This is a genomic window from Vibrio sp. Isolate30 (genome assembly GCF_022397975.1).
GTDB classification, from domain to species: Bacteria; Pseudomonadota; Gammaproteobacteria; order Enterobacterales; family Vibrionaceae; genus Vibrio; species Vibrio fortis.
Window position 1 is genome coordinate 65,610 of sequence record NZ_JAKEUS010000012.1, and the last position, 22,352, is coordinate 87,961.

At 45.2% G+C, this 22,352-nt stretch carries 21 protein-coding genes; 13 read left to right on the forward strand and 8 right to left on the reverse strand.

Translation table 11 applies throughout. The features are described 5' to 3' along the window. Nucleotides 1-47 precede the first annotated feature (47 nt). Both torC and torA read left to right on the forward strand, forming a co-directional pair. Nucleotides 48-1,229 carry a pentaheme c-type cytochrome TorC gene (gene torC, locus L1D60_RS20680; RefSeq protein WP_239842747.1) on the forward strand — a complete coding sequence of 394 codons (1,182 nt, stop codon included), beginning with the start codon at nt 48-50 and terminating at the stop codon, nt 1,227-1,229. 24 nt (nt 1,230-1,253) lie between these two features. Further along, nucleotides 1,254-3,716 carry a trimethylamine-N-oxide reductase TorA gene (gene torA / locus L1D60_RS20685; RefSeq protein WP_239842748.1) on the forward strand — a complete coding sequence of 821 codons (2,463 nt, stop codon included), beginning with the start codon at nt 1,254-1,256 and terminating at the stop codon, nt 3,714-3,716. A gap of 250 nt (nt 3,717-3,966) precedes the next feature. Here torA and L1D60_RS20690 read toward each other — a convergent pair whose 3' ends face one another. Then, nucleotides 3,967-4,491, reverse strand: coding sequence for a putative manganese transporter (locus L1D60_RS20690; protein WP_239842749.1), 525 nt, complete (start codon nt 4,489-4,491; stop codon nt 3,967-3,969). A gap of 215 nt (nt 4,492-4,706) precedes the next feature. On the opposite strand from L1D60_RS20690, the gene L1D60_RS20695 reads away from it, so the two are divergent. After that, nucleotides 4,707-5,612 carry a manganese-dependent inorganic pyrophosphatase gene (locus L1D60_RS20695; protein ID WP_239842750.1) on the forward strand — a complete coding sequence of 302 codons (906 nt, stop codon included), beginning with the start codon at nt 4,707-4,709 and terminating at the stop codon, nt 5,610-5,612. 163 nt (nt 5,613-5,775) lie between these two features. Then, nucleotides 5,776-6,165 carry a DUF2750 domain-containing protein gene (locus L1D60_RS20700; RefSeq protein WP_032552123.1) on the forward strand — a complete coding sequence of 130 codons (390 nt, stop codon included), beginning with the start codon at nt 5,776-5,778 and terminating at the stop codon, nt 6,163-6,165. A 9-nt stretch (nt 6,166-6,174) separates the two neighbouring features. Here the strand turns inward: L1D60_RS20700 and L1D60_RS20705 are convergent, their stop codons facing one another. The 7 genes from L1D60_RS20705 to pspF all read right to left on the reverse strand — a co-directional run bounded on the left by L1D60_RS20705 (nt 6,175) and on the right by pspF (nt 13,351). Continuing rightward, complete coding sequence (locus tag L1D60_RS20705; protein WP_239842751.1) at nt 6,175-6,954, reverse strand: DUF2927 domain-containing protein; 780 nt, start codon at nt 6,952-6,954, stop codon at nt 6,175-6,177. A 39-nt stretch (nt 6,955-6,993) separates the two neighbouring features. Then, a complete protein-coding gene (locus tag L1D60_RS20710; protein WP_239842752.1) occupies nt 6,994-7,776 on the reverse strand; it encodes an ATP-binding cassette domain-containing protein in 783 nt (260 codons plus the stop codon). Then, on the reverse strand, nt 7,773-8,774 hold the full coding sequence (locus L1D60_RS20715; RefSeq protein WP_239842753.1) for an oligopeptide/dipeptide ABC transporter ATP-binding protein: 1,002 nt from the start codon (nt 8,772-8,774) through the stop codon (nt 7,773-7,775). Before L1D60_RS20715 ends, L1D60_RS20710 begins: the two co-directional genes overlap by 4 nt. Then, on the reverse strand, nt 8,774-9,661 hold the full coding sequence (gene sapC, locus L1D60_RS20720; protein ID WP_032552127.1) for a putrescine export ABC transporter permease SapC: 888 nt from the start codon (nt 9,659-9,661) through the stop codon (nt 8,774-8,776). The genes L1D60_RS20715 and sapC overlap by 1 nt, the downstream gene beginning before the upstream one ends. Next, nucleotides 9,648-10,610 carry an ABC transporter permease subunit gene (locus L1D60_RS20725; RefSeq protein WP_239842754.1) on the reverse strand — a complete coding sequence of 321 codons (963 nt, stop codon included), beginning with the start codon at nt 10,608-10,610 and terminating at the stop codon, nt 9,648-9,650. The genes sapC and L1D60_RS20725 overlap by 14 nt, the downstream gene beginning before the upstream one ends. Beyond that, the gene (sapA, locus tag L1D60_RS20730) at nt 10,610-12,235 is read right to left on the reverse strand and encodes an ABC transporter substrate-binding protein SapA (protein WP_239842755.1); all 1,626 of its coding nucleotides are present in this window, start codon (nt 12,233-12,235) and stop codon (nt 10,610-10,612) included. The genes L1D60_RS20725 and sapA overlap by 1 nt, the downstream gene beginning before the upstream one ends. 102 nt (nt 12,236-12,337) lie before the next feature. After that, nucleotides 12,338-13,351, reverse strand: coding sequence for a phage shock protein operon transcriptional activator (gene pspF, locus L1D60_RS20735; protein ID WP_239842756.1), 1,014 nt, complete (start codon nt 13,349-13,351; stop codon nt 12,338-12,340). A 240-nt stretch (nt 13,352-13,591) separates the two neighbouring features. Between pspF and pspA the strand changes: the two genes are divergently transcribed. From pspA to L1D60_RS20780, 9 genes are all read left to right on the forward strand, one after another. Further along, nucleotides 13,592-14,263 (forward strand): phage shock protein PspA, encoded by a 672-nt coding sequence (pspA, locus tag L1D60_RS20740; RefSeq protein ID WP_032552131.1) that lies wholly within the window; start codon nt 13,592-13,594, stop codon nt 14,261-14,263. 14 nt (nt 14,264-14,277) lie between these two features. Continuing rightward, the gene (gene pspB, locus L1D60_RS20745) at nt 14,278-14,511 is read left to right on the forward strand and encodes an envelope stress response membrane protein PspB (protein ID WP_239842757.1); all 234 of its coding nucleotides are present in this window, start codon (nt 14,278-14,280) and stop codon (nt 14,509-14,511) included. After that, nucleotides 14,504-14,890, forward strand: a complete 387-nt coding sequence (gene pspC, locus L1D60_RS20750) for an envelope stress response membrane protein PspC (RefSeq protein WP_239842758.1) — start codon at nt 14,504-14,506, stop codon at nt 14,888-14,890. The genes pspB and pspC overlap by 8 nt, the downstream gene beginning before the upstream one ends. A 158-nt stretch (nt 14,891-15,048) precedes the next feature. Continuing rightward, nucleotides 15,049-16,083 (forward strand): efflux RND transporter periplasmic adaptor subunit, encoded by a 1,035-nt coding sequence (locus tag L1D60_RS20755; protein WP_239842759.1) that lies wholly within the window; start codon nt 15,049-15,051, stop codon nt 16,081-16,083. Nucleotide 16,084: 1 nt separating this feature from the next. Beyond that, on the forward strand, nt 16,085-17,170 hold the full coding sequence (locus L1D60_RS20760) for an efflux RND transporter periplasmic adaptor subunit (protein WP_239842760.1): 1,086 nt from the start codon (nt 16,085-16,087) through the stop codon (nt 17,168-17,170). Then, entirely contained in the window at nt 17,163-20,258 is a 3,096-nt protein-coding gene (locus L1D60_RS20765) for an efflux RND transporter permease subunit (protein ID WP_239842761.1), read from the forward strand. Before L1D60_RS20760 ends, L1D60_RS20765 begins: the two co-directional genes overlap by 8 nt. An 86-nt stretch (nt 20,259-20,344) precedes the next feature. Further along, complete coding sequence (locus L1D60_RS20770; protein ID WP_239842762.1) at nt 20,345-20,917, forward strand: DNA-3-methyladenine glycosylase I; 573 nt, start codon at nt 20,345-20,347, stop codon at nt 20,915-20,917. Nucleotides 20,918-21,012: 95 nt separating this feature from the next. Further along, nucleotides 21,013-21,894 carry a winged helix-turn-helix domain-containing protein gene (locus tag L1D60_RS20775; protein ID WP_239842763.1) on the forward strand — a complete coding sequence of 294 codons (882 nt, stop codon included), beginning with the start codon at nt 21,013-21,015 and terminating at the stop codon, nt 21,892-21,894. After that, nucleotides 21,882-22,352, forward strand: a complete 471-nt coding sequence (locus L1D60_RS20780; protein WP_239842764.1) for a hypothetical protein — start codon at nt 21,882-21,884, stop codon at nt 22,350-22,352. Before L1D60_RS20775 ends, L1D60_RS20780 begins: the two co-directional genes overlap by 13 nt.

Below are 22,352 nucleotides of genomic sequence, written 5' to 3' on the forward strand. Positions count from 1 at the left end.
CCTCACGTAACAACATTTTCTAGAACAAATATTTAAGAGAGCTAATCATGAAGTCATTTTTAGTTAAACTGTGGCGCACAATGACACGCCCTGCAGTACACATCAGCCTTGGTGTACTAACCATGGGTGGTTTTATCGCGGGTGTTATCTTCTGGGGTGGTTTCAACACTGCACTAGAAGCAACCAACACTGAAGAATTCTGTATCAGCTGTCACACCATGCGTGACAATGTATACGTAGAACTACAAGACACGGTTCACTGGAAAAACACATCTGGTGTTCGTGCAACTTGTCCAGACTGTCACGTTCCTCACGAATGGACAGCTAAAATCGCTCGTAAGATGCAAGCATCTAAAGAAGTATTCGCACAAGTTTTCGGTGACCTAGATACACCTGAAAAATTCGAAGCACGTCGTATCGAGTTGGCAAAACACGAATGGGATCGTTTCTCTGCAAACAAATCTCTAGAGTGTAAAAACTGCCACAACTACGACTCAATGGACTTCGACAACATGCGTCCTACTGCGCGTATTCAAATGAAGAATGCAGCGGAACGTGACCAAAGCTGTGTTGACTGTCACAAAGGTATTGCTCACAACCTTCCATTAGATATGGAATCGGCAAGTGGTATCGTTGGTGAGCTTGAGCAAGTTGCAGGCAGCACTTCTTACGCGAACGGTTCTGACGTAATCTCGATTCGTCATCTACCAATGTACACAGACGAAACAGCAACAGTTGAAGCGGGTCTATTAAGCCCAGCAAGTAAAGTTGCAGTGATCGACGAAAAAGGCGACATGATCAAAGTTCAGATCGATGGCTGGCGTAAAGCGAAAGGCTTCGGTCGTGTAATCCAAGAAGATTTCGGTATGAACATCTCTACTGCAATCTTGACCAAAGAAGTGTCTCAAAGCGACGTTATCACTGTTGGTGAGAAGAAAGAAGATGAGCTAACAGGTCTTCCATGGGAAGAAGTTAACCTAGCACTATGGATGAAGAAAGAGTCTATGGTTGATAACTTCGATCCAATCTGGGATGCAGCAGGTCAGGCTTACCAGTCTAACTGTTCAACGTGTCACTCACAGCCAGATGAAGCACACTTTAGTGCGAACGGTTGGGTAGGCATGCTAGATGGTATGATCGCATTCGTTAACTTCGACACTGATACAGAAGCACTTGTCCTTAAGTATCTACAGAAGCACTCATCAGATTTTTCTGAAGGCCATCACTAATAAGACGTCAATTGGAGTAACACAATGGCAATTACAAGAAGAAGTTTTCTGAAAGGTGTCGCGACAACAGGTGCGGCATCAGTTATGGGCCCAAGCCTATTAGTGTCGGCTTCTGCATCAGCAGCAGAAACAGACGGCACGTGGAAAGTCTCAGGTTCTCACTGGGGTGCATTCCGTGCGCGTGTTTACGCTGGTAAGGTTCAAGAGATCAAGCCACTAGAAATTGATAAACACCCAACAGAGATGTTGAAGGGTATCAAAGGCATTATCTACAGCCCATCACGTGTGCGTTACCCTATGGTTCGCCTAGATTGGTTGAAGAAGCACAAGTACAGCGCAGATACACGTGGTAACAACCGCTTTATTCGCGTGACTTGGGATGAGGCACTAGACCTTGTTTACCGCGAGCTAGAGCGCGTACAGAAAGATTACGGCCCATGGGCGCTTCACACTGGTCAAACTGGTTGGAGACAAACAGGTCAGTTCCACAGCTGTACTAACCACATGCAACGTGCAATGGCGCTTCACGGTTCTTCTGTGAAGAAGATTGGTGACTACTCTACGGGTGCTGGTCAAACAATCATGCCTTACGTTCTAGGTTCTACAGAAGTATACGCACAAGGTACTTCTTGGGAGCTTATCCTTGAGAACAGTGACAACATCATTCTTTGGGGTAACGATCCAGTTAAGAACCTACAAGTAGGTTGGACGTGTGAAACTCACGAATCGTTCGCTTACCTAGAACAGCTAAAAGAAAAAGTTGCTAAGAAAGAGATCAACGTTGTCTCTGTAGACCCTGTTAAGAACAAAACAGGTCGTTACCTAGAAAACGAGCAGTTCTACATCAACCCACAAACTGACGTGGCGTTCATGCTGGGTGTTGCTCACGTACTTTACAATGAAGGTCTGTACGACAAGAAGTTCATCGAAACTTACTGTCTAGGTTTTGAAGACTTCATCAAGTACGTTCAAGGTGAGACGAAAGACAAAGTAGAGAAGACTCCTGAGTGGGCTTCTGCTATCTGTGGCGCAAGTGCGGACTCAATCCGTGACTTCGCTAAGATGCTGGTTAACGGTCGTACACAGATTCTTGTTGGTTGGAGTATCCAGCGTCAAGAACACGGTGAACAGCCTTACTGGATGTGTGCAGTTATTGCAGCAATGGTTGGTCAAATTGGTCTACCAGGCGGTGGTATCTCTTACGGTCACCACTACTCAGGTATCGGTGTATCTTCAACTGGTTTCTCAGCTCCGGGTTCATTCCCGCTGAACATCGACCAAGGTCAAAAGCCGAAGCACACGAACACAGATTACAACGGTTACAGCCGCGTAATCCCAGTTGCTCGTTGGGTAGATAGCCTGCTAGAGCCTGGTAAGAAGATCAAAGCGAATGGCGCAACGGTAACACTGCCTGATATCAAGATGATGGTATTCAGCGGTAACAACCCGTGGCACCACCACCAAGATCGCAACAAGATGCGTAAAGCATTCAAGAGCCTACAGACTGTAGTCGCTGTAGACTTTACTTGGACAGCGACGTGTCGTCACTCTGATATCGTGCTTCCTGCATGTACTCAGTGGGAACGTAACGATATTGATGGTTACGGCGCATACTCTGGCCGTGGTTTGATCGCGATGCACAAACTAGTGGATCCTCTGTTCCAGTCTAAGACTGACTTCGAGATCATGTCTAGCCTAACTAAGCGTTGGGGTCGTTACGACGATTACACTCGTGGCATGGATGAAATGCAGTGGGTTAAATCTCTGTACGACGAATGTCGCGCAGCAAACGAAGGTAGCTTCGAAATGCCTGAGTTCGCTGAGTTCTGGGAGAAAGGTTTCTTAGACTTCGGTAAAGGTAAGCCATGGACTCGTCACGCTTCATTCCGTGAAGATCCAGAGATCAATGCACTAGGTACACCTTCTGGTTTCATCGAAATCACAAGCCGTACTGTGGGCAACATGGGCTACGAGCACTGTCAAGAACACCCAATGTGGTTCGAGAAATCTGAACGTTCACACGGTGGTCCAGGCTCTGATAAACACCCGTACTGGCTACAATCTTGTCACCCAGATAAGCGTCTGCACTCTCAGATGTGTGATTCTGAAGAGTTCCGTGCAACTTACGCGGTACAAGGTCGTGAGCCTATCTACATCAACCCAACAGATGCTAAGAAGAAAGGCATCAAAGATGGCGATGTGGTACGTGTATTCAACGATCGTGGCCAACTTCTGGCGGGTGCTGTTCTTATGGATAGCTACGCACCGGGTGTTGTACGTATCGAAGAAGGTGCTTGGTACGGCCCAATGAACGAGAAAGTGGGCGCGCTAGATACTTACGGCGATCCAAATACACTAACTCAAGACATTGGTTCTTCTGAGCTAGCTCAAGCAACCTCTGCGAACACATGTCTGGTCGACTTTGAGAAGTTCACTGGTAAGCTACCTCCAGTTACTTCATTCGGTGGCCCAATCGAAGTCGCTTAATGCACTCGATATCAAACACTGAAAGATAGGTAAAAGCCCCTGTAAGCGATGCTCACAGGGGCTTTTTTATATTTTAAGATTATGGCGCTAATGTTATTTGAATACGGTTAGTGTGCCATTAAGGGCTTTTTACAGGGTACAGTAGTGACGATGGAGAACGCTCCAAGGCTACCAGTAATCCTGACAGCTAGCCTTGGAACGAACGTAAACACGGGAGCGGTTAATTGATGGTGATTATCTCAATTTGAAGCTAATTGGGGCGCAACAAGTCTTCGACGTGCGATAAGTTAATGATCTTACCCAAAGCACTTCCTGCAATGACACTTAATGCGATGGCCGCTATGCCAACGCTCATGTCATCTGCAACAAACAAAAAGGCCGCGTTACCCAATGTGCTAATAAGGGCGGCAATAAGTGCACCAATACTGATTTTTCCTGCCACATACAGAGAAATGATCGAAACGATACCACCACAACCAGGAATCGCTGCCATGACAGAAGCACAGACAACCTGATTGGAGCGACATTGATGTGCCAGTAAGCTCTCGGCATTGACGTTGAGAGTTAACCATTGGTAACCGACCAAGCTCAATATAGTGTAAAGCGAAGAAGCTAAAACGAAGTCTGATACAGTTGTGACCGTTAGATCTACGAGCGATGCAATCACAATCAAAGTAGCGAGCGAAACAGTAAGAAATATTCGCTTACGAAATAAGGATGACGGCATTAATTTTAAAATGTGATTATCTGGTGCACGTTGGAATCGTCGATTCATAACAGTTACCCCGATATATATAGACTTAGATATAACTATATACGAATAAGAATGATTATCAATTGTATTGTGTGGCTTTTATGACAACTCTCATAGGCAAATAGTCTAACAGGCAGTAACGAAGCGATGATCATTGTCAAAAAATAGGGTAAAGTAAGCGAAATAAAGAGATGCTCTATAGGTAGAGCTGTAATTTTAGTGTAATAGGAAGAAACATGATTTTAGTTGTTGGTCACAAAAACCCTGATAGTGACAGTATTTGTAGCGCGCTAGTTGCAACTGAGCTTCTTAAAGCTCGTGGCGAAGAAGCGACACCAATTCGCCAAGGCGAGATCAACCGCGAAACTCAACACATTCTAGAAGTTGCTGGCGCAGATATGCCAGAGCTTCGTACTTCTGTTGCTGGCGAGAAAATCTGGCTAGTAGACTACTCAGATCTAGCTCAAGCACCTGATGACGTTGCTGACGCAGAAATCCTAGGTATTGTCGATCACCACCGTCTAGGCGACGTGATGACAGTAAACCCAATGGAAGCGTGGATCTGGCCTGTTGGTTGTACAAACACTGTACTATTCAACATGTTCAAGATTGAAGGTCACGAAATCACTCCACAAATCGCTAAGCTAATGATGTCTGCTATCCTGTCAGACACAGTAGGTTTTGCATCTCCGACTTGTACTCAAAAAGACAAAGACGCAGTTGCTGAACTAGCAGAAATCGCTGGTGTAACTGACGTAGACGCGTTCATCAAAGCACTGCTAATCGCGAAAACAAACATCGAAGGCCTATCTGCTGCTGAGCTAGTAGAAAAAGACCTTAAAGGTTACCCGTTCAACGGTCGCGACGTAGTAGTTGGCCAAGTTGAGCTAGCAACACTTGAGCAAGTTGATGGCATGATTGAAGCACTTGAAGCGGACCTAGAATCTCGTTGTGAGAAAGACGGTCTAGCATTCGCTGCAGTAATGTTAACTGACATCACAACAGCTCAAACTCGTCTTCTTTACAAAGGTGAGTGGGCTGAGAAGCTAGTTCAGCACGAGCAAGATGGTGTATTGATGATGGAAAATACACTAAGCCGTAAGAAGCAAGGTTGGCCTTGGCTTCAAGGTGAGCTTGCTTAATTAAGCTGCTGACTAATTAAACGCCTGCTTTTTAGCAGGCGTTTTTCTTTGGCAATGAATTGCATCCCATTAGACTATTTCTTTGAATAGAAGTATTTGCAGTTCAAAAAGCTCGACATACACTGTATGAGAGTGACCGCACTGACAAAAGTAGGAAACGACAATGACGACACCGTTAGACGAGCAGAAAATCGCAGAAGTGAACAAATACACGGGTGAGCAGCGCTTTAAGTACTGTGTAAAAGAGATCGTAGCTAATCGCGAAGTATGGATCCTAACCGATGAGCACGGTTGTGTGATGCTAAATACGGAAGATGAAGACTGCGTTCCTGTTTGGCCAAATAAAGAGTTCGCTGAATCTTGGGCAACAGGCGAATGGGCTGAGTGCAAGGCTGAAGCAATCTCATTGAATAAATGGCACAGTCGTTGGACTATGGGTCTAGAAGATGATGAACTTGCTGTTGTTGTCTTCCCAAATGAGCAGGAAGAGGGCGTAGTACTTTTCCCTGATGAATTCGACTTTGAACTGAAGAAGCAAGCGGCAAAGCGTTAATTCACACTGTCAACGAAACAGTTCGTATAAGGGAGCCTGTCTGGCTTCCTTTGTTGCCCCTTCTAACACTCCCTTTTTTTGATATTCCCTTACTATCCGTTTTACGATTGGCTTCGCCTCTGAGAGCGTCATGCCCGCTTTTAATTTTGGCTCGTAGAGCAACTTCAATAAAACTACGTCTAAAGGCGCTAGAAGCTCCTCTGGTGTGTGATCATTAAAGATTGAGGGGAAGGCGTATTCGGAATCGTTCGGTAATCCTAGCGCTTGTGTGATTTCTTCTACGACACACGCTAACAACTTGCCGCGTGATCTTGCCAAATCAACAGGAATGACGAGAGCAGCAGAGACGATATGACCACTCGCATCGGTTCTATATCCAGCGGTACAAATCGCGGTATTTAAATGCTGAGTCGATTTCAAGTTGAGTGCTGATTTTGCGTCCTTAATCCAGTGTGACTCGCGTGTATAAATCCACTGCACATTGGCTTGCGATTTTTGGCTGACAAACTCAATAGATAGGCCTGTGATTTGGGCTAGGTGCTTAACATGCAATTCGGCGAGTTCTTGATGAAGGGCTTGGTCTCCGACACCGTGGTTGAGCCATATTCGAATGGGTTGGTTCCACTTAGCCAGTGGGTGATTGCCATCAGCATATTCACGTTCGAGAGCCACGCTATAAAAAGCGCGCTCAACAAAGTCGGGCTCGAGCCAAGTGAGTCCAGTAGCCCTACAAGGAATTGAAAATAGGACGAAAAAAAGGGAATAAATGTAGAACGGATACAGTTTCATTTATTCCCTCACTTTTAAGCATTAATGCATCTTCTACGATCAGTAGTTCGGCGCTTTAAAGAAGTGACTCTCTACCAAACGCTGCGTGATTTGATGAGACGGATTGGACAGCACCTCATGGGTTTCTCCGGCTTCCACCACATCGCCTTCATGCATAACGATGATCTTATCGGTTATGTGTTTAATGATGCCGATGTGTTGTGAAACGTATACAAACGAAACGCCCATCTCTTCTTGCAGCTCCAAGAATAAGTTAATGATCTGAGAGCGCATTGCCATGTCCAAACCATTCAACGCCTCGTCGGCAACAATAATGGATGGTTGAAGTATCAAAGCACGTGCTAAACAGACCCTCTGCTTTTGGCCAGCAGCGAGCATTTGAGGATAAAAGTAAGCGTGCTCCGGTAGAAGGCCCACTCGCAGCAGTGTGTCTTTTACGCGTTTCATTCGCGCTTCTGGAGGCATGTTGGTGTTTCGCTTCAGCGGCCCCTCAAGAATACGACCAATCTGAATACGCGGGTTTAGTGAGGTGTTTGGATCTTGGAAGATCATCCTAATCAGTTTACAACGGGTCGAATAATCTTTGTGCTCAAGCTTTTCACCATTGACTCGAATCTCACCTGATGTGGGCTCAACCATGCCAGCCAACATACGAGCAAGCGTAGACTTACCAGAGCCATTTTGTCCGATAAACCCAATTGTCTGTCCCGCTTCAAGAGTGAAGCTCACCGGTTTTACCGCTTGATGAATCTTCTTACGAAAAAGCCCAGAGCGTGTCGTAAAATCTTTGGAAAGATCACTCACTTCTAATAATGCACTCATGATTTCTTTTTCTTCTCCATGTTCAGTGGGAAGTGACAGTTAAACTTGTGGTTCTTTACACGACTGGTGTGTGGAATCTCAACACACTGCCTTTGTGCATACGGGCACCTTGGGCCAAGACGACAACCAATTGGTAAGTGCTGCAAAGGGGGAATCGAGCCCGGCAATGATTGCAACTTCTCTTTGTGGGGTATCCAATCATTGAAGTCTGGCATCGCTTTAAGAAGCGCCACTGTATATGGATGCTTAGGTGCATCCAGCAGTTTTTGTGTGTCGGCGGATTCAACCGATTGTCCACAGTACATTACCGTGATTCGTGTTGCCCATTGAGTAATGGTGGTTAAGTCATGGCCAATCAAAATAATGGTTGTATTGTGTAGCTGATTCATACGACTCAACAGACGCAGAATCTGAGACTGAGTGATTGGGTCTAAGTCGTTTGTTGGTTCATCAGCAATCAATACTTTTGGCTTGGCGGCGATCGCCATCGCAATCATCACTTTTTGACACTCACCGTCGGTCAGCTCATAAGAGTAACTGTCCATCAAGCGTGAGTGGTCTTTGATACCGACCTTGTGAAGTAGAGCAATCGCCTGCTTTTTACGCCATTTAAAGCGTTGCCACCATTTGCCTTCGAAGGCATGAGACGGAATCGACTCGATAAGTTGGTGTCCCACTTTTTCTGAAGGATCGAGACAGGTTGAAGGCTCTTGAAAGATCATTGCGATATCGCGAGCGATGACACGTCGACGCTCTTTGGGTGTCAACTGAAGCAAGTCGATATTACCCAAACGCATTCGATCTGCAGATACTTTCCAGTTCTCTTTACATACGCCAACAATCGCTTTGGCTACCAAGCTTTTACCTGAACCTGATTCACCTACTAGGCCGCGAATTTCCCCTTCATTCAGAGTAATGCTCATACGGTCTACGGCTTTAACTAAGCCCTGAGGTGTTTCGATTTCGATGGTCAGATGTCGAATATCAAGTAACGGCATTATTCGATTCCTGCATTAAGTGCTTGGCGTACGCCTTCACCGACTAAGTTAATGACGATAACAGTAAACATGATTGCGAGACCGGGTAAGGTTACTGTCCAAGGCGCTAAGTAGATAAGTTCTACCGAGTCACCCAGAATCGAACCCCATTCCGTGCTAGGTGCTTGAGCACCTAAACCTAAGAAGCCTAGTGCTGTAATATCGAGAATCGCTACAGACAACGCTAGCGTTACTTCAAGCGCAATAACCGTAAGAATATTCGGTACGATGGAGTTCCAAAGTAGGTAAAAATCGTTAGCACCATCCAAACGCGATGCCATGATGTAATCTTTCTCTACTTCTGCGTGAACGGCGATATAAACCGAGCGGATGAAGCGCGGAATCAACGCAAGGCAGATCGCCAGTAAGATATTGAATTCACCAAAGCCTAGGAAGGCTACAAAAATAATGGCCAACAGCAAAGATGGGATAGACATTACCGTATCAAGCAGGTGGTTTAATGTACTTGATAGGAGACCACGCGTCATGCCTGCTAGTACACCAATTAAGCAACCAATCACAGCGGCAATGAACGTAATCACCACAGCTGCGCCAAAGGTAAGCTGAGAGCCAATGATAAGACGTGACAGAATATCGCGACCTAAATCATCGGTACCTAGGAAGTACTCAACCGTGCCAGCAGGATCCCACGATGGTGGCGTCAACAAGTGACCAGTCTGCTCTTGAGCATCATGAGGCGCTAGCCAAGGTGCGGTAATGGTGACGAAGATAATCAGAACCAAGCACCATAGGCCAAACATCGCCAAATTGTTGTTGCGGAAGCTGCGCCAAAAACGCTCAAACTGAGTCGGGATGCGCTCTTCTTGATAGACGTTACTTGTTAGCATACCACTCTTTCCTTACTAGAGGATTGATCATCGCGCCGATCAGATCCGATAGGATATTCGCTGTCAGTACCAGCGTGGCCACGACGATCACACCCGCTTGAATTGACACGTAGTCTTGATTAGAGAGCGCATCGAGCAGCCAGCGGCCAATACCCGGCCAGTTAAAAATAGACTCGGTGATGATGGCCAGCGTTAACATACTGGATAGCTGCACACCCACCTTAGGAACGATCGGTGGAATAGCATTGCGCAGTACATGCTGAGTGACGATCTCATGGGTTGAAAGGCCCTTGATACGCGCTGCTCGAATGTAGTTTTGAGTCATAACTTCAGCCACAGACGCACGCATTAAACGAATAACTTGTGTGGTTGGCGCTAATGCCAGAACCAAACAAGGCAGTGCCATATGCTCAATCACACTCTGCAGTGCATGAGCTTTGTAGCGACCTTCGGCAAAGAACGCATCAATGATTGCAAACCCAGTAACATGTTCGATTTCGTACAGTAAATCGTAACGTCCGCCGACAGGGAACATCTCAAAGTGCAATGAGAAAACCATAATCATCAGCAGAGCTACCCAGAAGATAGGAGCTGAGTAACCCGACATGGATGTAAACGAGATAGTGGTATCAATAAACTTACCTTGGCGCATGCCCGCAATCGTACCTAGAGGGATACCAACTAGAAGTGCGAGTAGAAACGCAAAGAAACAAAGCTCAAGTGTCGCGGGGAAGACCACGACCAACTCGTCATAGATAGGCACACCATGCTTACTGATGCCGAAGTTCAGTGTTGATAGTTCACCAATATAGCTTATCCACCCCGGCCAAAACTCTTGAATAGCCCAAGGTGATGTTTGGTCCAATCGCAATAATGAAAAGCCAACAATAGTCAGTATTGCGAGGGTAATAACGAATAGATTGATGCGTCTTAACGTATACCAAAACATTACGGTTGCACCTCTCTTGTCACCTGGTCGAAAGGCTGAGCATTAAATGGACTTTGCTTGAAGCCAGTTAATGAACGGTCATGTACACGGAATTGCACGCCATGAGCCAGTGGGATCACAGGGAACTCTTCGTTAAGAATATTCTGTGCTTGGTGATACAAGTTCACTCGGTGTCTCTGTTGGTTGATCTCTAGCGCGAGGTCAAGAAGGAAATCGAAATCGGAATTACACCACATAGATACATTCAAGCCTGCACGCTCTGACTGACATGAGAGTAGTGGACGCAAGAAGTTGTCTGGGTCGCCAGTGTGGCCAATCCAACCGGTAAGCAGGAGGTCCGTCGATGCGATAGAAGATAGCTGAGTTCGGTCAAAGCGATCGTCAGTATAGAGTTTTAAAGAAATGCCGATATCCGCAAGGTTGGCTTGAATCAGCTCCGCCGTCTTGCGTGGGCTCGGGTTGTAGGCTCTTGGCTCAAGTGGTACCCACATTGAGAGCTCTAAACCGGGTTCAACACCAGCATCTTTAAGAAGTGCGACTGCGTAGTTGCGGTCATAACGAACCTGAACTTGGTCTTTTTGATATGCCCACGAAGTCGGCGGCAACAGCGTGTAAGCTTTACTGCCTGTTCCGTAATACACCGAGTCCAAAATATTTTGGCGGTTGATCGCAAGGTTCAGAGCCTTACGCACACGAGCGTCACGCAGTGCGGGGTGTTCTGTGTTTAAGGCGATGAATGAAACGTTCACAGCAGGTGTCGCCGTAATCTCAAGCTCCTCTTGAGCCTGAATAATCGGGATCTGGCTTGAGATAGGTGAGTTGAGTACGTCACATTCGTCGCGTAGGAGTTTTGCGAGGGTACCGGTACCACGTTGTGATGTATCAAACACCACTTGGTCCATTTTCACTTCACTCTTCCAGTAGTTCTTGTGTTTTTTCAGGCGTACTAGGTCGTTAATCTGAAAATCATCAAGATAAAATGGTCCTGTACCAACTGGGTGTGAGTCTAAACGGTTTTTCTCATCCATCTGAATAAGATGACTCGCGTACTCTTTTGAATGGATCACTGCATAACTGGTGGCTATGTTGGTTAAAAAAGAGTTGTCTGGGCGAGTTAGGGTAAACTTCACAGTCAGGTCATCTACAGCTTGAATATTGTCGATGAGATTGGGGAAGTCGATACCAGCAAACCATGGATATAGTCCGCCACCAACATAGTGAAATGGGTGGGTGCTGTTTGTGATACGTTCGAAGCTAAAGACAATATCTTGTGCATTCAGAGCACGAGTAGGCGTGAACCAATCGGTCGTCTGAAATTGCACCCCAGGACGTAACTTAAAGGTATATTCAGTACCCGCCTTGTTCACCGTCCATTCGGTCGCAATATTTGGCTGCGGGCGATAAGTCTTAGGGTCTAACTGCAGTAGCGTGTCGAAGATCTGAGGGCTTAGCGATTCAGCGGTAATACCACTGTCTACCAACTGTGGATTAAAGGTACTTGGGTTTCCTTGGCCACAATAAATAAAGCCTTTTTCTCGGATCTGGTCGTGATCGACGCTCTCTCCACATCCGGCTAAAAAGCCTAGCGTGAAGATACCCAGTGACAGTCTTAATAGTGCTTTCATAAAAAGAAATACTTTTCGAAACGAGGCGAAAGAGGAGCCTCAAGATCCGGATAATTTAACATTTTATTTATTGCGCTCCAAATAATAATCCTGTGCTAGCAGCTATTTATCGCTATTTTGGCCGACTATCGAATACTTCCTCACCATGCCTCTTAATTGGTTGTAAGTAAGGCCAAGCAGCTCAGCTGCCTGTTTTTGATTGTATTTGCTTGTTTTTAATGCCTGAGTGAGGAGTGCGATGTCTTGTTCCTCTTGCCAAGCTTTGTAGTCCAAAGGAAGAGAAAAGCTGCGCTCATTTGCAGTATGGTCGCTTGGTGCAGGATTGTCAGTTTCAGCTGACGTTTCACTCCATGCTGGTTGGAAAGGATTAAACACAAGAGACTCAATCGGATTTGGGTTTCGACCATGTTGATAGATAGCTCGCTCAATCACGTTTTTAAGTTCACGCACGTTACCCGGCCAAGGATAATCAATGAGTGATTGTGCTGCTTCTGGAGAAAAGCCGACAAACAGTTCTAATTCAAGCTCTCGGCACATTTTTATTGCGTAGTATTCCGCCAGCAATGTGATGTCCTCTTTTCGCTCACGAAGTGGAGGTAAAGTAATGACATCAAAAGCTAATCGATCCAAAAGATCGGCTCTAAATTCCCCTTTGCTTGCCATATCGGGAAGGTTGGCGTTGGTCGCACAAACGAGCCGAACATTTGCACTCAGTGCTTTTTGACCACCGACCCGTTCATATTGTCCGTATTCGATCACACGAAGAAGTTTTTCTTGAACGGCAAGGGGAGTCGTGGCCAGTTCATCCAAAAACAAAGTGCCACCCTCTGCGCGCTCAAATCGACCCTGATGGCGACCTTTTGAACCGGTAAAAGAACCAGATTCATGACCGAAGAGCTCAGAATCGATCAAGCCCTCACTTAAGGTAGAGCAGTTTAATGAAATTAATGGTTGGTCCCAACGCTTAGAGAGGTAGTGAAGACGCTGTGCAATCAACTCTTTACCTGTACCGCGTTCACCAATAATGAGTACCGGTCTTTCAATCGGTGCTAATTGAGAGACCTTATCGAGGACGGACAGGAAACTCGGGGATTCGCCAATTAAATTTTGCTGCATAGGTGGCCTTATCGTGTGATGTTGTGATACTGGTGGTGAAAAATACCAACACTTGGTTAATTTCATCATAGCATCTGTTGTTATAATCACCACATATTATTAAGTTATTGATTTTTAATGGTTATAAAATTGGCACGCAATTTGGATTACTAAGAGTAAGTTTATCCGCGAGTGATAACACCATTCGCACAGTAACTTTGGTTTTACCATTGATTAAGTTGATTATTTAAGGAGTTCCTTATGGGTATTTTTTCTCGCTTTGCAGACATCGTAAATTCAAATATCAGCGCATTACTCGATAAGGCTGAAGATCCTGAAAAAATGATTCGCCTTATCATCCAAGAGATGGAAGATACGTTGGTAGAAGTTCGTACCAACTCAGCAAAAGCCATTGCTGATAAAAAAGAGCTCGCACGTAAAGTTGAGTCTATCGAAGACCAAATCGCAGATTGGCAGCAAAAGGCAACGCTAGCACTAACGAAACAGCGTGAAGATCTAGCGAGAGCAGCTCTGATTGAGAAACAGAAGTTAGAAGACATCATCAAAAGTCTTCACACCGAGCAGACTTTGGTTGAAGAGACCATTGAAAAGCTAACCAGTGAAATTGGAAAGCTTGAAACTAAGATCGCTGAGACACGCGCAAAGCAGCAAGCACTTGCGATTCGTAACAACGCTGCAAGCAATCGTCGCGATGTTCAAAAGCACCTTCACTCAAGCAAAACTGATGAAGCAATGGCGAAATTCCAGCAAATGTCACGTAAAGTAGATGAACTAGAGGCGGAAGCGGATCTGTATGCTAAAACTGGTAACGCTAAATCCCTTGACCAAGAATTTGCTGAACTGCAAGCTCAAGATGAAATTGAGAAAGAACTTGCAAAACTGAAGCAGCAAGTCGAAAACCGCGATAAATAACCCAGGAGTTATCTATGTCATCATTTCTAATAGCTGGTCCACTGATTGTCTTTCTGATTTTTGTTGCTCCGCTATGGTTATTTTTGCACTACCGCAGTAAAAAGAAGTCGAGCAATGGTTTGTCTGAGACAGATTTACAAAGGTTGCACCAACTTTCGCAACAAGCGGAGTCGATGCAAGATCGTGTTAAAACCTTAGAAAAGATCTTAGATGTGGAGTCCCCTAACTGGAGACGAAACTATGAGTAGAGAGCTGTATCGCGACCCCATTAACGGCAAGTTATCAGGTGTTTGTGCAGGCCTAGCAAACTACTTTGGTCTAGAAGTATGGCTGGTACGGATTATGGTTATTTCTGCGGCGCTTTTAGGTGGTAGTTTCTTAGTGATTCTGGCTTATTTGGCTATGACGTTCATGATCGAAAAACAGCCTCGACGCTATGTCGATGAACTCAAGTCAAAGCAACAGCACACGCTAAAGCAAAAACCGTGGGAGCAAGGACAGACACCAGAATTCCTGCTCAATACGCTAGAGAGTGATTTTGAGAAGATAGAGCGTGATGTGCGCAACATCGAAGCTTATGTTACATCTGATAGTTTTAAAGTGAATCGCGAATTTAAAAACATGTAGCACGTGAACTGGTTAACTTCCTATAACGGCTTGGATGAATATCGTCCAAGCCGTTATTTTTTTTGGATATTTTCTCAAAATAATTCCGGACATTAACTGGTAAGTTAGATGTGATTAATCTATGTTAATAAAATATTTATAGATATGGATGATCTCAAATGTACAAAGCCTCCCTTGTCCTTATGACAGCGCTAGCAGGGCTGTCTGGGTGTGGTAAGGAGCTGCCTCCTGTCCCCGAACCTGAATCTCGACCTGCCAAACTCTTCACTGTTTCTGTCGGCAACAACACTTTCAAACGCGACTTTCCAGCCACAACAGAAGCCGGTGATAAAGCAGTCCTTGCATTTCGTGTCCCTGGGTTATTACAAAATATTGAGGTGACTGCAGGTCAAGTCGTGAATAAGGGTGACACGCTCGCTGTGCTCAACCCAGATGAATATCAACTGTTAGAAAAACAGGCGAGAGCAAATTATCTGTTAGCGGATGTTCAGTTTGAGCGTGCTAAGAAACTGCGCAAAGACCGCGTTGTTTCCGAACAAGATTTTGATGAAGCCAAAGCCAATCACAACTCTGCAAAGGCGGTATTAGACCAAGCCAAGGCTAATCTACGCTACACCAAACTCGTAGCGCCTTACGATGGCACCATATCAATCATTCCCGCTGAAAATCATGAATATGTCGCTGCTAAAGAAGGCATCATGAATATTCAAACCAACCAGATTATGAAGGTTGTGTTTCTGCTTCCTGACCAATTAATCACACGCTACTCAGCGGGCTTCGAGACTGAGTCTAAGATGGTGTTTGATGCTTTCCCTGATTACTCCTATCCACTGACATTCCAAGAAGTAGACACTGAGGCAGACCCTAAAACCGGTTCTTATAAAGTGACCATGGTCATGGAGCGTCCAACAGACATCGGCATTCTGCCTGGCATGTCGGGTAACGTGTATCTCTCTTCTAACCGAGGAGCCGCGACTAAGATACCTAGCGCAGCGATGATCACTGAAAATGATGATACCTATGTGTGGCGTGTAAACAGCGACGGTATTGTCGAGAAAGTTGCGATAGTGACTGATGAAAAACGTCATATTGTTTCCGGTTTAAATGATGGCGATCGCATTGTTACTTCTGGTGTGAATGAACTGCAGTCTGGCGAGAAAGTTCGCGAATGGGTTAAAGAGAGAGGGCTCTAATATGAAGAATATTAAAAGAGCTATCGGGCTCTCATGCATCGCATTGCTTGTCGGTTGTGAGCGTGCCGAAGTGAAGTCAGAAATCAGTGCACCCTTGGTACGAGCTATGGAAGTACAAGTGCTCGACTTTCATGACAAGCTCTACTTCCCGGCAGTCGCCAATGCGGCTGAAAAAGCGCACCTTAGCTTTCGCGTAGCGGGTGAAATTAACCGACTGACCGTAAAAGAGGGTGAGCGTGTTAAAGAGGGCGACATCATTGCCGAGCTTGATCCAACCGATTATCAACTAGAGGTTGATAACGCTCAGGCTCGTTACACCGTGGTCAATAATCAATATAGACGTTCGAGTCCGCTGGTTAAGAAAGGCTTATTGGCGAAATCCCAGTTTGATGAAATTGCAGCACAGCGCCAAATAGCGTTTGCTGAGCTTGAGCTTGCGAAATTACGCCTCTCTTTTACTAAATTACGAGCGCCAGTTGATGGGATCATTTCTCGTGTTAGCGTCGACCAGTTCGAGAACATTCAGGTTGGTCAGCAAATCGTGAATATTCACAGTGTGGAAGACGTAGAGGTTGTAATTCAGCTGCCGGATCGTATCTACGTCAATCAACCTACTGAAACTTTGGTATCCGATATTCGAGCTTTGGTGCGTGTTCCTAGTGGCAATGAGTATGAGTCGAGAATCAAGGAGTTCACTACCGAGCCTGATCCAAGCACAGGCACATTTACTGTAACTCTCGCGCTACCAATGCCGAAGGATGACCTCATTCTCGATGGTATGGCGGTAGAGGTGACTTCATACGGTCGTGATATCGGCTTGGAGCTTAAAGCGGGGGTACTTATCCCAATTGAATCGGTGTTTAATGCTGATGGTGACTCACTTGAAAACAAAGACTCTTATGTTTGGGTCGTCAATGACGATGACACCGTGACTAAGCAACAGGTCGTTTTAGGTAAAGCTAATCAAACAACTCTGCAAGTCGTTAAAGGTTTAGAAATTGGGCAGCGCATAGTAACCGCAGGTGTGTCGAAATTAAGAGATGGGATGACAGTGGAAGTATTGTCTCAGGAGACGAATAATGAGTGAAGTGAATAATAAGTCTCAAAGCGATGATGAAGTAACAGGAGTTGCGGCATATTTCATACGCAATAAAGTGATCAGTTGGATGTTATCACTCATTTTCTTGATTGGTGGTGTCTCAGCGTTTTTTGGGCTAGGTCGATTAGAAGATCCAGCGTTTACTATCAAAGACGCAATGGTCGTGACTTCTTATCCGGGGGCGACACCGCAACAGGTTGAGGAAGAGGTTACGTATCCGCTTGAGAAAGCGATCCAACAACTTACCTATGTTGATGAAGTGAACTCGATTTCAAGCCGAGGGTTGTCTCAGGTCACTGTAACAATGAAAAACAACTACGGCCCTGATGATCTTCCACAGATTTGGGATGAGTTGCGTCGGAAGGTTAACGACCTCAAAGGTCAGTTGCCACCGGGGGTTAACGAGCCGCAAGTGATCGATGACTTTGGTGATGTATACGGGATCCTACTCGCCGTTACTGGTGAAGGGTACTCCTATAAAGAGCTTCTCGATTATATCGACTACCTTCGCCGTGAATTAGAACTGGTAGACGGGGTGAGCAAGGTATCGGTGTCTGGCGCACAACAAGAGCAAGTTTTCATTGAAATCTCGATGAAGAAAATTAGCTCTTTAGGCCTCTCTCCAAATACCGTTTTTAATCTCCTTTCGACACAAAACGTCGTATCTGATGCAGGTGCGGTGCGTATCGGTAATGAATATATCCGCATTCATCCGACAGGTGAGTTCCAGAATGTAGAACAGCTTGGGGATTTAATTCTGACGGAAGGGGGCGCTCAAGGCCTTATCTACTTAAAGGATGTGGCTGAGGTTAAGCGTGGTTACATCGAAGTACCGACTAATATCATCGGCTACAACGGCAAATTGGCGCTCAACATGGGCATCTCGTTTGCTCAAGGGGTTAACGTAGTAGCTGTCGGTGAAGCGTTTGATCGACGCTTAGCTGAACTGAAATACCAACAACCTATCGGTATTGATATTTCAGAGGTCTATAACCAGCCAAAAGAGGTTGAAAAGTCGGTCAGTGGCTTTGTGGTCAGTTTAGGGCAAGCCGTTGCTATCGTAATTGTGGTACTGCTGTTCTTTATGGGACTGAGATCAGGCTTGTTGATTGGTTTGATTCTATTGCTGACGGTATTAGGCACCTTTATCTTCATGCAGTACTTTAAAATCGACCTGCAACGTATCTCATTGGGGGCCCTGGTTATTGCGCTGGGGATGCTGGTGGATAATGCCATTGTGGTGGTCGAGGGCATACTCATAGGCACACAAAAAGGCCGAACGCGTATGCAAGCTGCAACCGATATTGTTACGCAAACCAAATGGCCTCTGTTGGGCGCGACCGTTATCGCGGTGACAGCATTTGCACCTATCGGGCTCTCTGAGGACTCAACCGGTGAATATTGTGGCACCTTGTTTACGGTACTGCTTATCTCATTGATGTTGAGTTGGTTTACTGCGATTTCAATTACCCCATTCTTTGCTGATCTGTTCTTCAAAGGTCAGAAAGTTGATCCGGACAGTGAAGGCAAAGACCCATACAACGGGATGGTTTTTGTTATCTACAAAAAGTTCCTTGAGTTCTGTATGAAGCGCGCGTGGCTAACCATGGTCGTTTTGGTGATTGGTTTAGGCGCGAGCGTGTATGGTTTCGGTTTTGTAAAACAAGCCTTCTTCCCATCATCAACTACTCCTATGTTCCAAGTGGACGTGTGGATGCCGGAAGGAACTGATATCCGAGCAACCAATACTAAACTTAAAGTGCTAGAGAACTGGCTATCTGAGCAAGAGGAAGTGGAACACATAACGACCACCGCAGGTAAAGGTTTGCAGCGTTTCATGTTGACCTATGCGCCAGAGAAGAGTTACAGCGCTTATGGCGAAATTACAACGCGTGTGAAGAGTTATGATGTTCTTGCTCCGCTAATGAAGCGCTTTAGAGAGTACGTAGATACGAGCTTCCCTGAAATAGACTACAAATTGAAACAGATTGAATTAGGTCCAGGTGGCGGTGCGAAGATTGAAGCTCGTATCGTAGGTTCCGACCCAACGGTGCTACGTTCAATTGCGGCTCAAGTGATGGATATCATGCATGCCGATCCAGGTGCATTCAATGTTCGTCATGACTGGCGTGAGCGTACTAAGGTGCTAGAGCCTCAATTCAATGAAAGTCAGGCGCGTCGCTACGGTATAACCAAGTCTGATGTGGATGACTTCCTTGCGATGTCGTTCTCGGGTAAGTCCATCGGTGTTTACCGTGACGGTACAACATTGATGCCTATCGTAGCTCGTTTGCCGGACGATGAGCGTATCGACATCAGAAATATCGAAGGGATGAAGATCTGGAGTCCAGCGTTGAGTGAGTTTATTCCGCTGCAACAAGTGACCTTAGGTTACAAGATGCAATGGGAAGACCCGTTGATCATACGTAAGAACCGTAAGCGTATGCTGACGATCATGGCTGACCCAGACTTGTTGGGTGAAGAGACAGCGGCGACGCTACAGAAACGCCTACAGCCACAAATTGAAGCGATAGAGCTTCCACCTGGTTACTCGTTGGAATGGGGTGGTGAATACGAGTCTTCTGCAGATGCGCAAGCGTCGCTGTTTACCACTATGCCTATGGGCTACCTTTTCATGTTCTTGATTACAGTGTTCTTGTTTAACTCAGTAAAAGAGCCGTTGATTGTTTGGCTAACGGTGCCATTGGCATTGATTGGTGTAACAACCGGTCTTCTGGTGCTTAATACGCCGTTTGGCTTTATGGCGCTGCTTGGTTTCTTGAGTTTATCGGGGATGTTGCTTAAAAACGGGATCGTACTGCTTGACCAAATCGATATTGAGATGAAGTCAGGGAAAGAACCTTACATCGCAGTGGTTGATGCGGCATTAAGTCGTGTAAGACCTGTATGTATGGCTGCGATCACGACCATTCTGGGCATGATTCCGCTGTTACCGGATATTTTCTTTAAGCCGATGGCGGTAACCATCATGTTTGGTCTAGGCTTTGCGACAGTATTGACACTGATTGTAGTTCCGGTTCTGTATCGTATGTTCCACAAAATCAAAGTGGTATAACATTTTCATTTTAAGTTAAAGACTATAGTGCCCCACCAAGGGGCACTATTTTTTGGTCGCTATGCTGATCGCGAGGGAGAACATCAATGACGACACAACAAACTGAACAAACCTGTGCGTGGGCATTGAAGCACGAGTTGGAAAGGGAGTATCACGATAACGAGTGGGGTATTCCTGTTCACGATGATCAGGTTCTGTTTGAGTTTATTACACTTGAAGGGGCGCAAGCTGGCTTGAGTTGGATTACGATCTTGAAGAAGCGAGAAGGTTATCGAGCGGCATTTAAAGAGTATGATCTAGAGGCTCTAGCAGAAATGGATGAATCACACGTCGCTGGTATCATTGAGAGTTATGACGTGGTTAAGCATAAAGGAAAAATCGCTTCTGTATTTACTAATGCGCGTGCAGCGATTGAGTTACAAAAGGAGTTTGGCTCTATTTCTGACGCACTTTGGCAGTTTGTTGACCATCAAGTGGTTATGAACAACTGGCAAGAAATGTCTCAAGTTCCTGCTTCAACTGAACAATCTAAGGCTATGAGCAAGTTCCTCAAAAAGCGTGGTTTTAAGTTTGTAGGGGAGACTATTTGCTATGCGTTTATGCAAGCGGTAGGCATGGTAAACGACCATCTGGTTGATTGCCCAAAAAAGCAACGATAAAGCGGGGGTAATTTAGTCGTTAGTGGAAAATAGACTATTCTTTTCTATACTTTTCAATATTATATGCGGCCAGTGATATAGATTTATAAAAGAATGTGAAAAGACAGAATTATCAAATATGTGAGGCAACCTACGATCCACTACGTAGGCAGTTTCACTTCAATGATGGTGACATTGAAACCCTCTCTCCACTTGAAGGCAAAGTGTTTGTTTTCTTGCTGCAAAATGTAGGCGATTGCGTAGAGCGCAGTGCGCTCTTCAAAGAGTGCTGGGGCGATGTCATTGTTTCTGAACAAGCGCTAACTAATGTAGTATCCAAGCTGCGAAAAACACTCGCAAAAGTGACATGTGATTGTGCCGTTATTCGAACCGTGAGCAAAACTGGCTATTCACTCGAAATATCTTCATCGACACCTATCCAACCTCAACGAATGTCGGACTCGGATGTTGGCTTTGAACCTGAGCGAGAACCAGAAACCTCTTCTGCTAAAGATGCTCTACAAGTAACAGGAGAGCCGTTAGAGAAAACCAGTTCAAATACAAAGACGTTATCGATTCAAAATGGCCGAGGCTTCAATATTGGATTTTATGTCATCGCTGTTCTTTGTATTTCCGTTATCGCGTTTAATTTATATCGCGCCTTTGACTCTTCGCTACCTTACTTTGTCGATCAATCGCAGTATTCGTCCAGTTATATTGATAACAGTAATCAACATTATCTCCATGTTGTGAGAGAGGAGCGTTACTCGATTGATGAGCTTGAACTCGTTCTTGCAACAATGCTACCTAAGCATTGTCACCTACGTGTTTTCGTCCGTATCTACCCATCGGTTGATGAGCCAGAAAATGATGCTTTGAGTATGTTTGTACAAAAAGAAAATGGGCAGTCATTCAACTACATCGTGTCGGTATTCGATCCTAAAACATCGTTCGACTCTTTCAAAAAATATGTAGCGACTAGCCTATGCGGATTATAATTTTAGCAGTCTTGATTTTTACTATGGGTATGAGTTTTATGCTGGAGAAAGAGTCTCTCTCTGGTAGCCGCTGGCATTGTAAAACTATGAAAACGGATTTCCTTTCTAAAGCCTTTGAACCATATCAATCGCTCTATGAAAGGATGATTTTTACTTTTCAATCGAATGAAACATTCAGTATTAAAGAGTTTGTCACTATTACGGACAAAGATGAATCGAGTCATGTGGTAGAAAATTTGTATAGCGGATACTACAAACAACAGGGTGACCGTCTATCAATGACCATTGTTGATGTACGAACCGCAACTGAGCATCCTGATCCGGTGATCAACGCAGAATACAGTGAATATCAAGGGATCACGATCGATTACCACTATCAAGTGTTGGATGACTATCTTTATCTCTTCAATGATAACCGCTCAGAGATCTTTAACTCGATTTGTTACCAAGTAAATTAA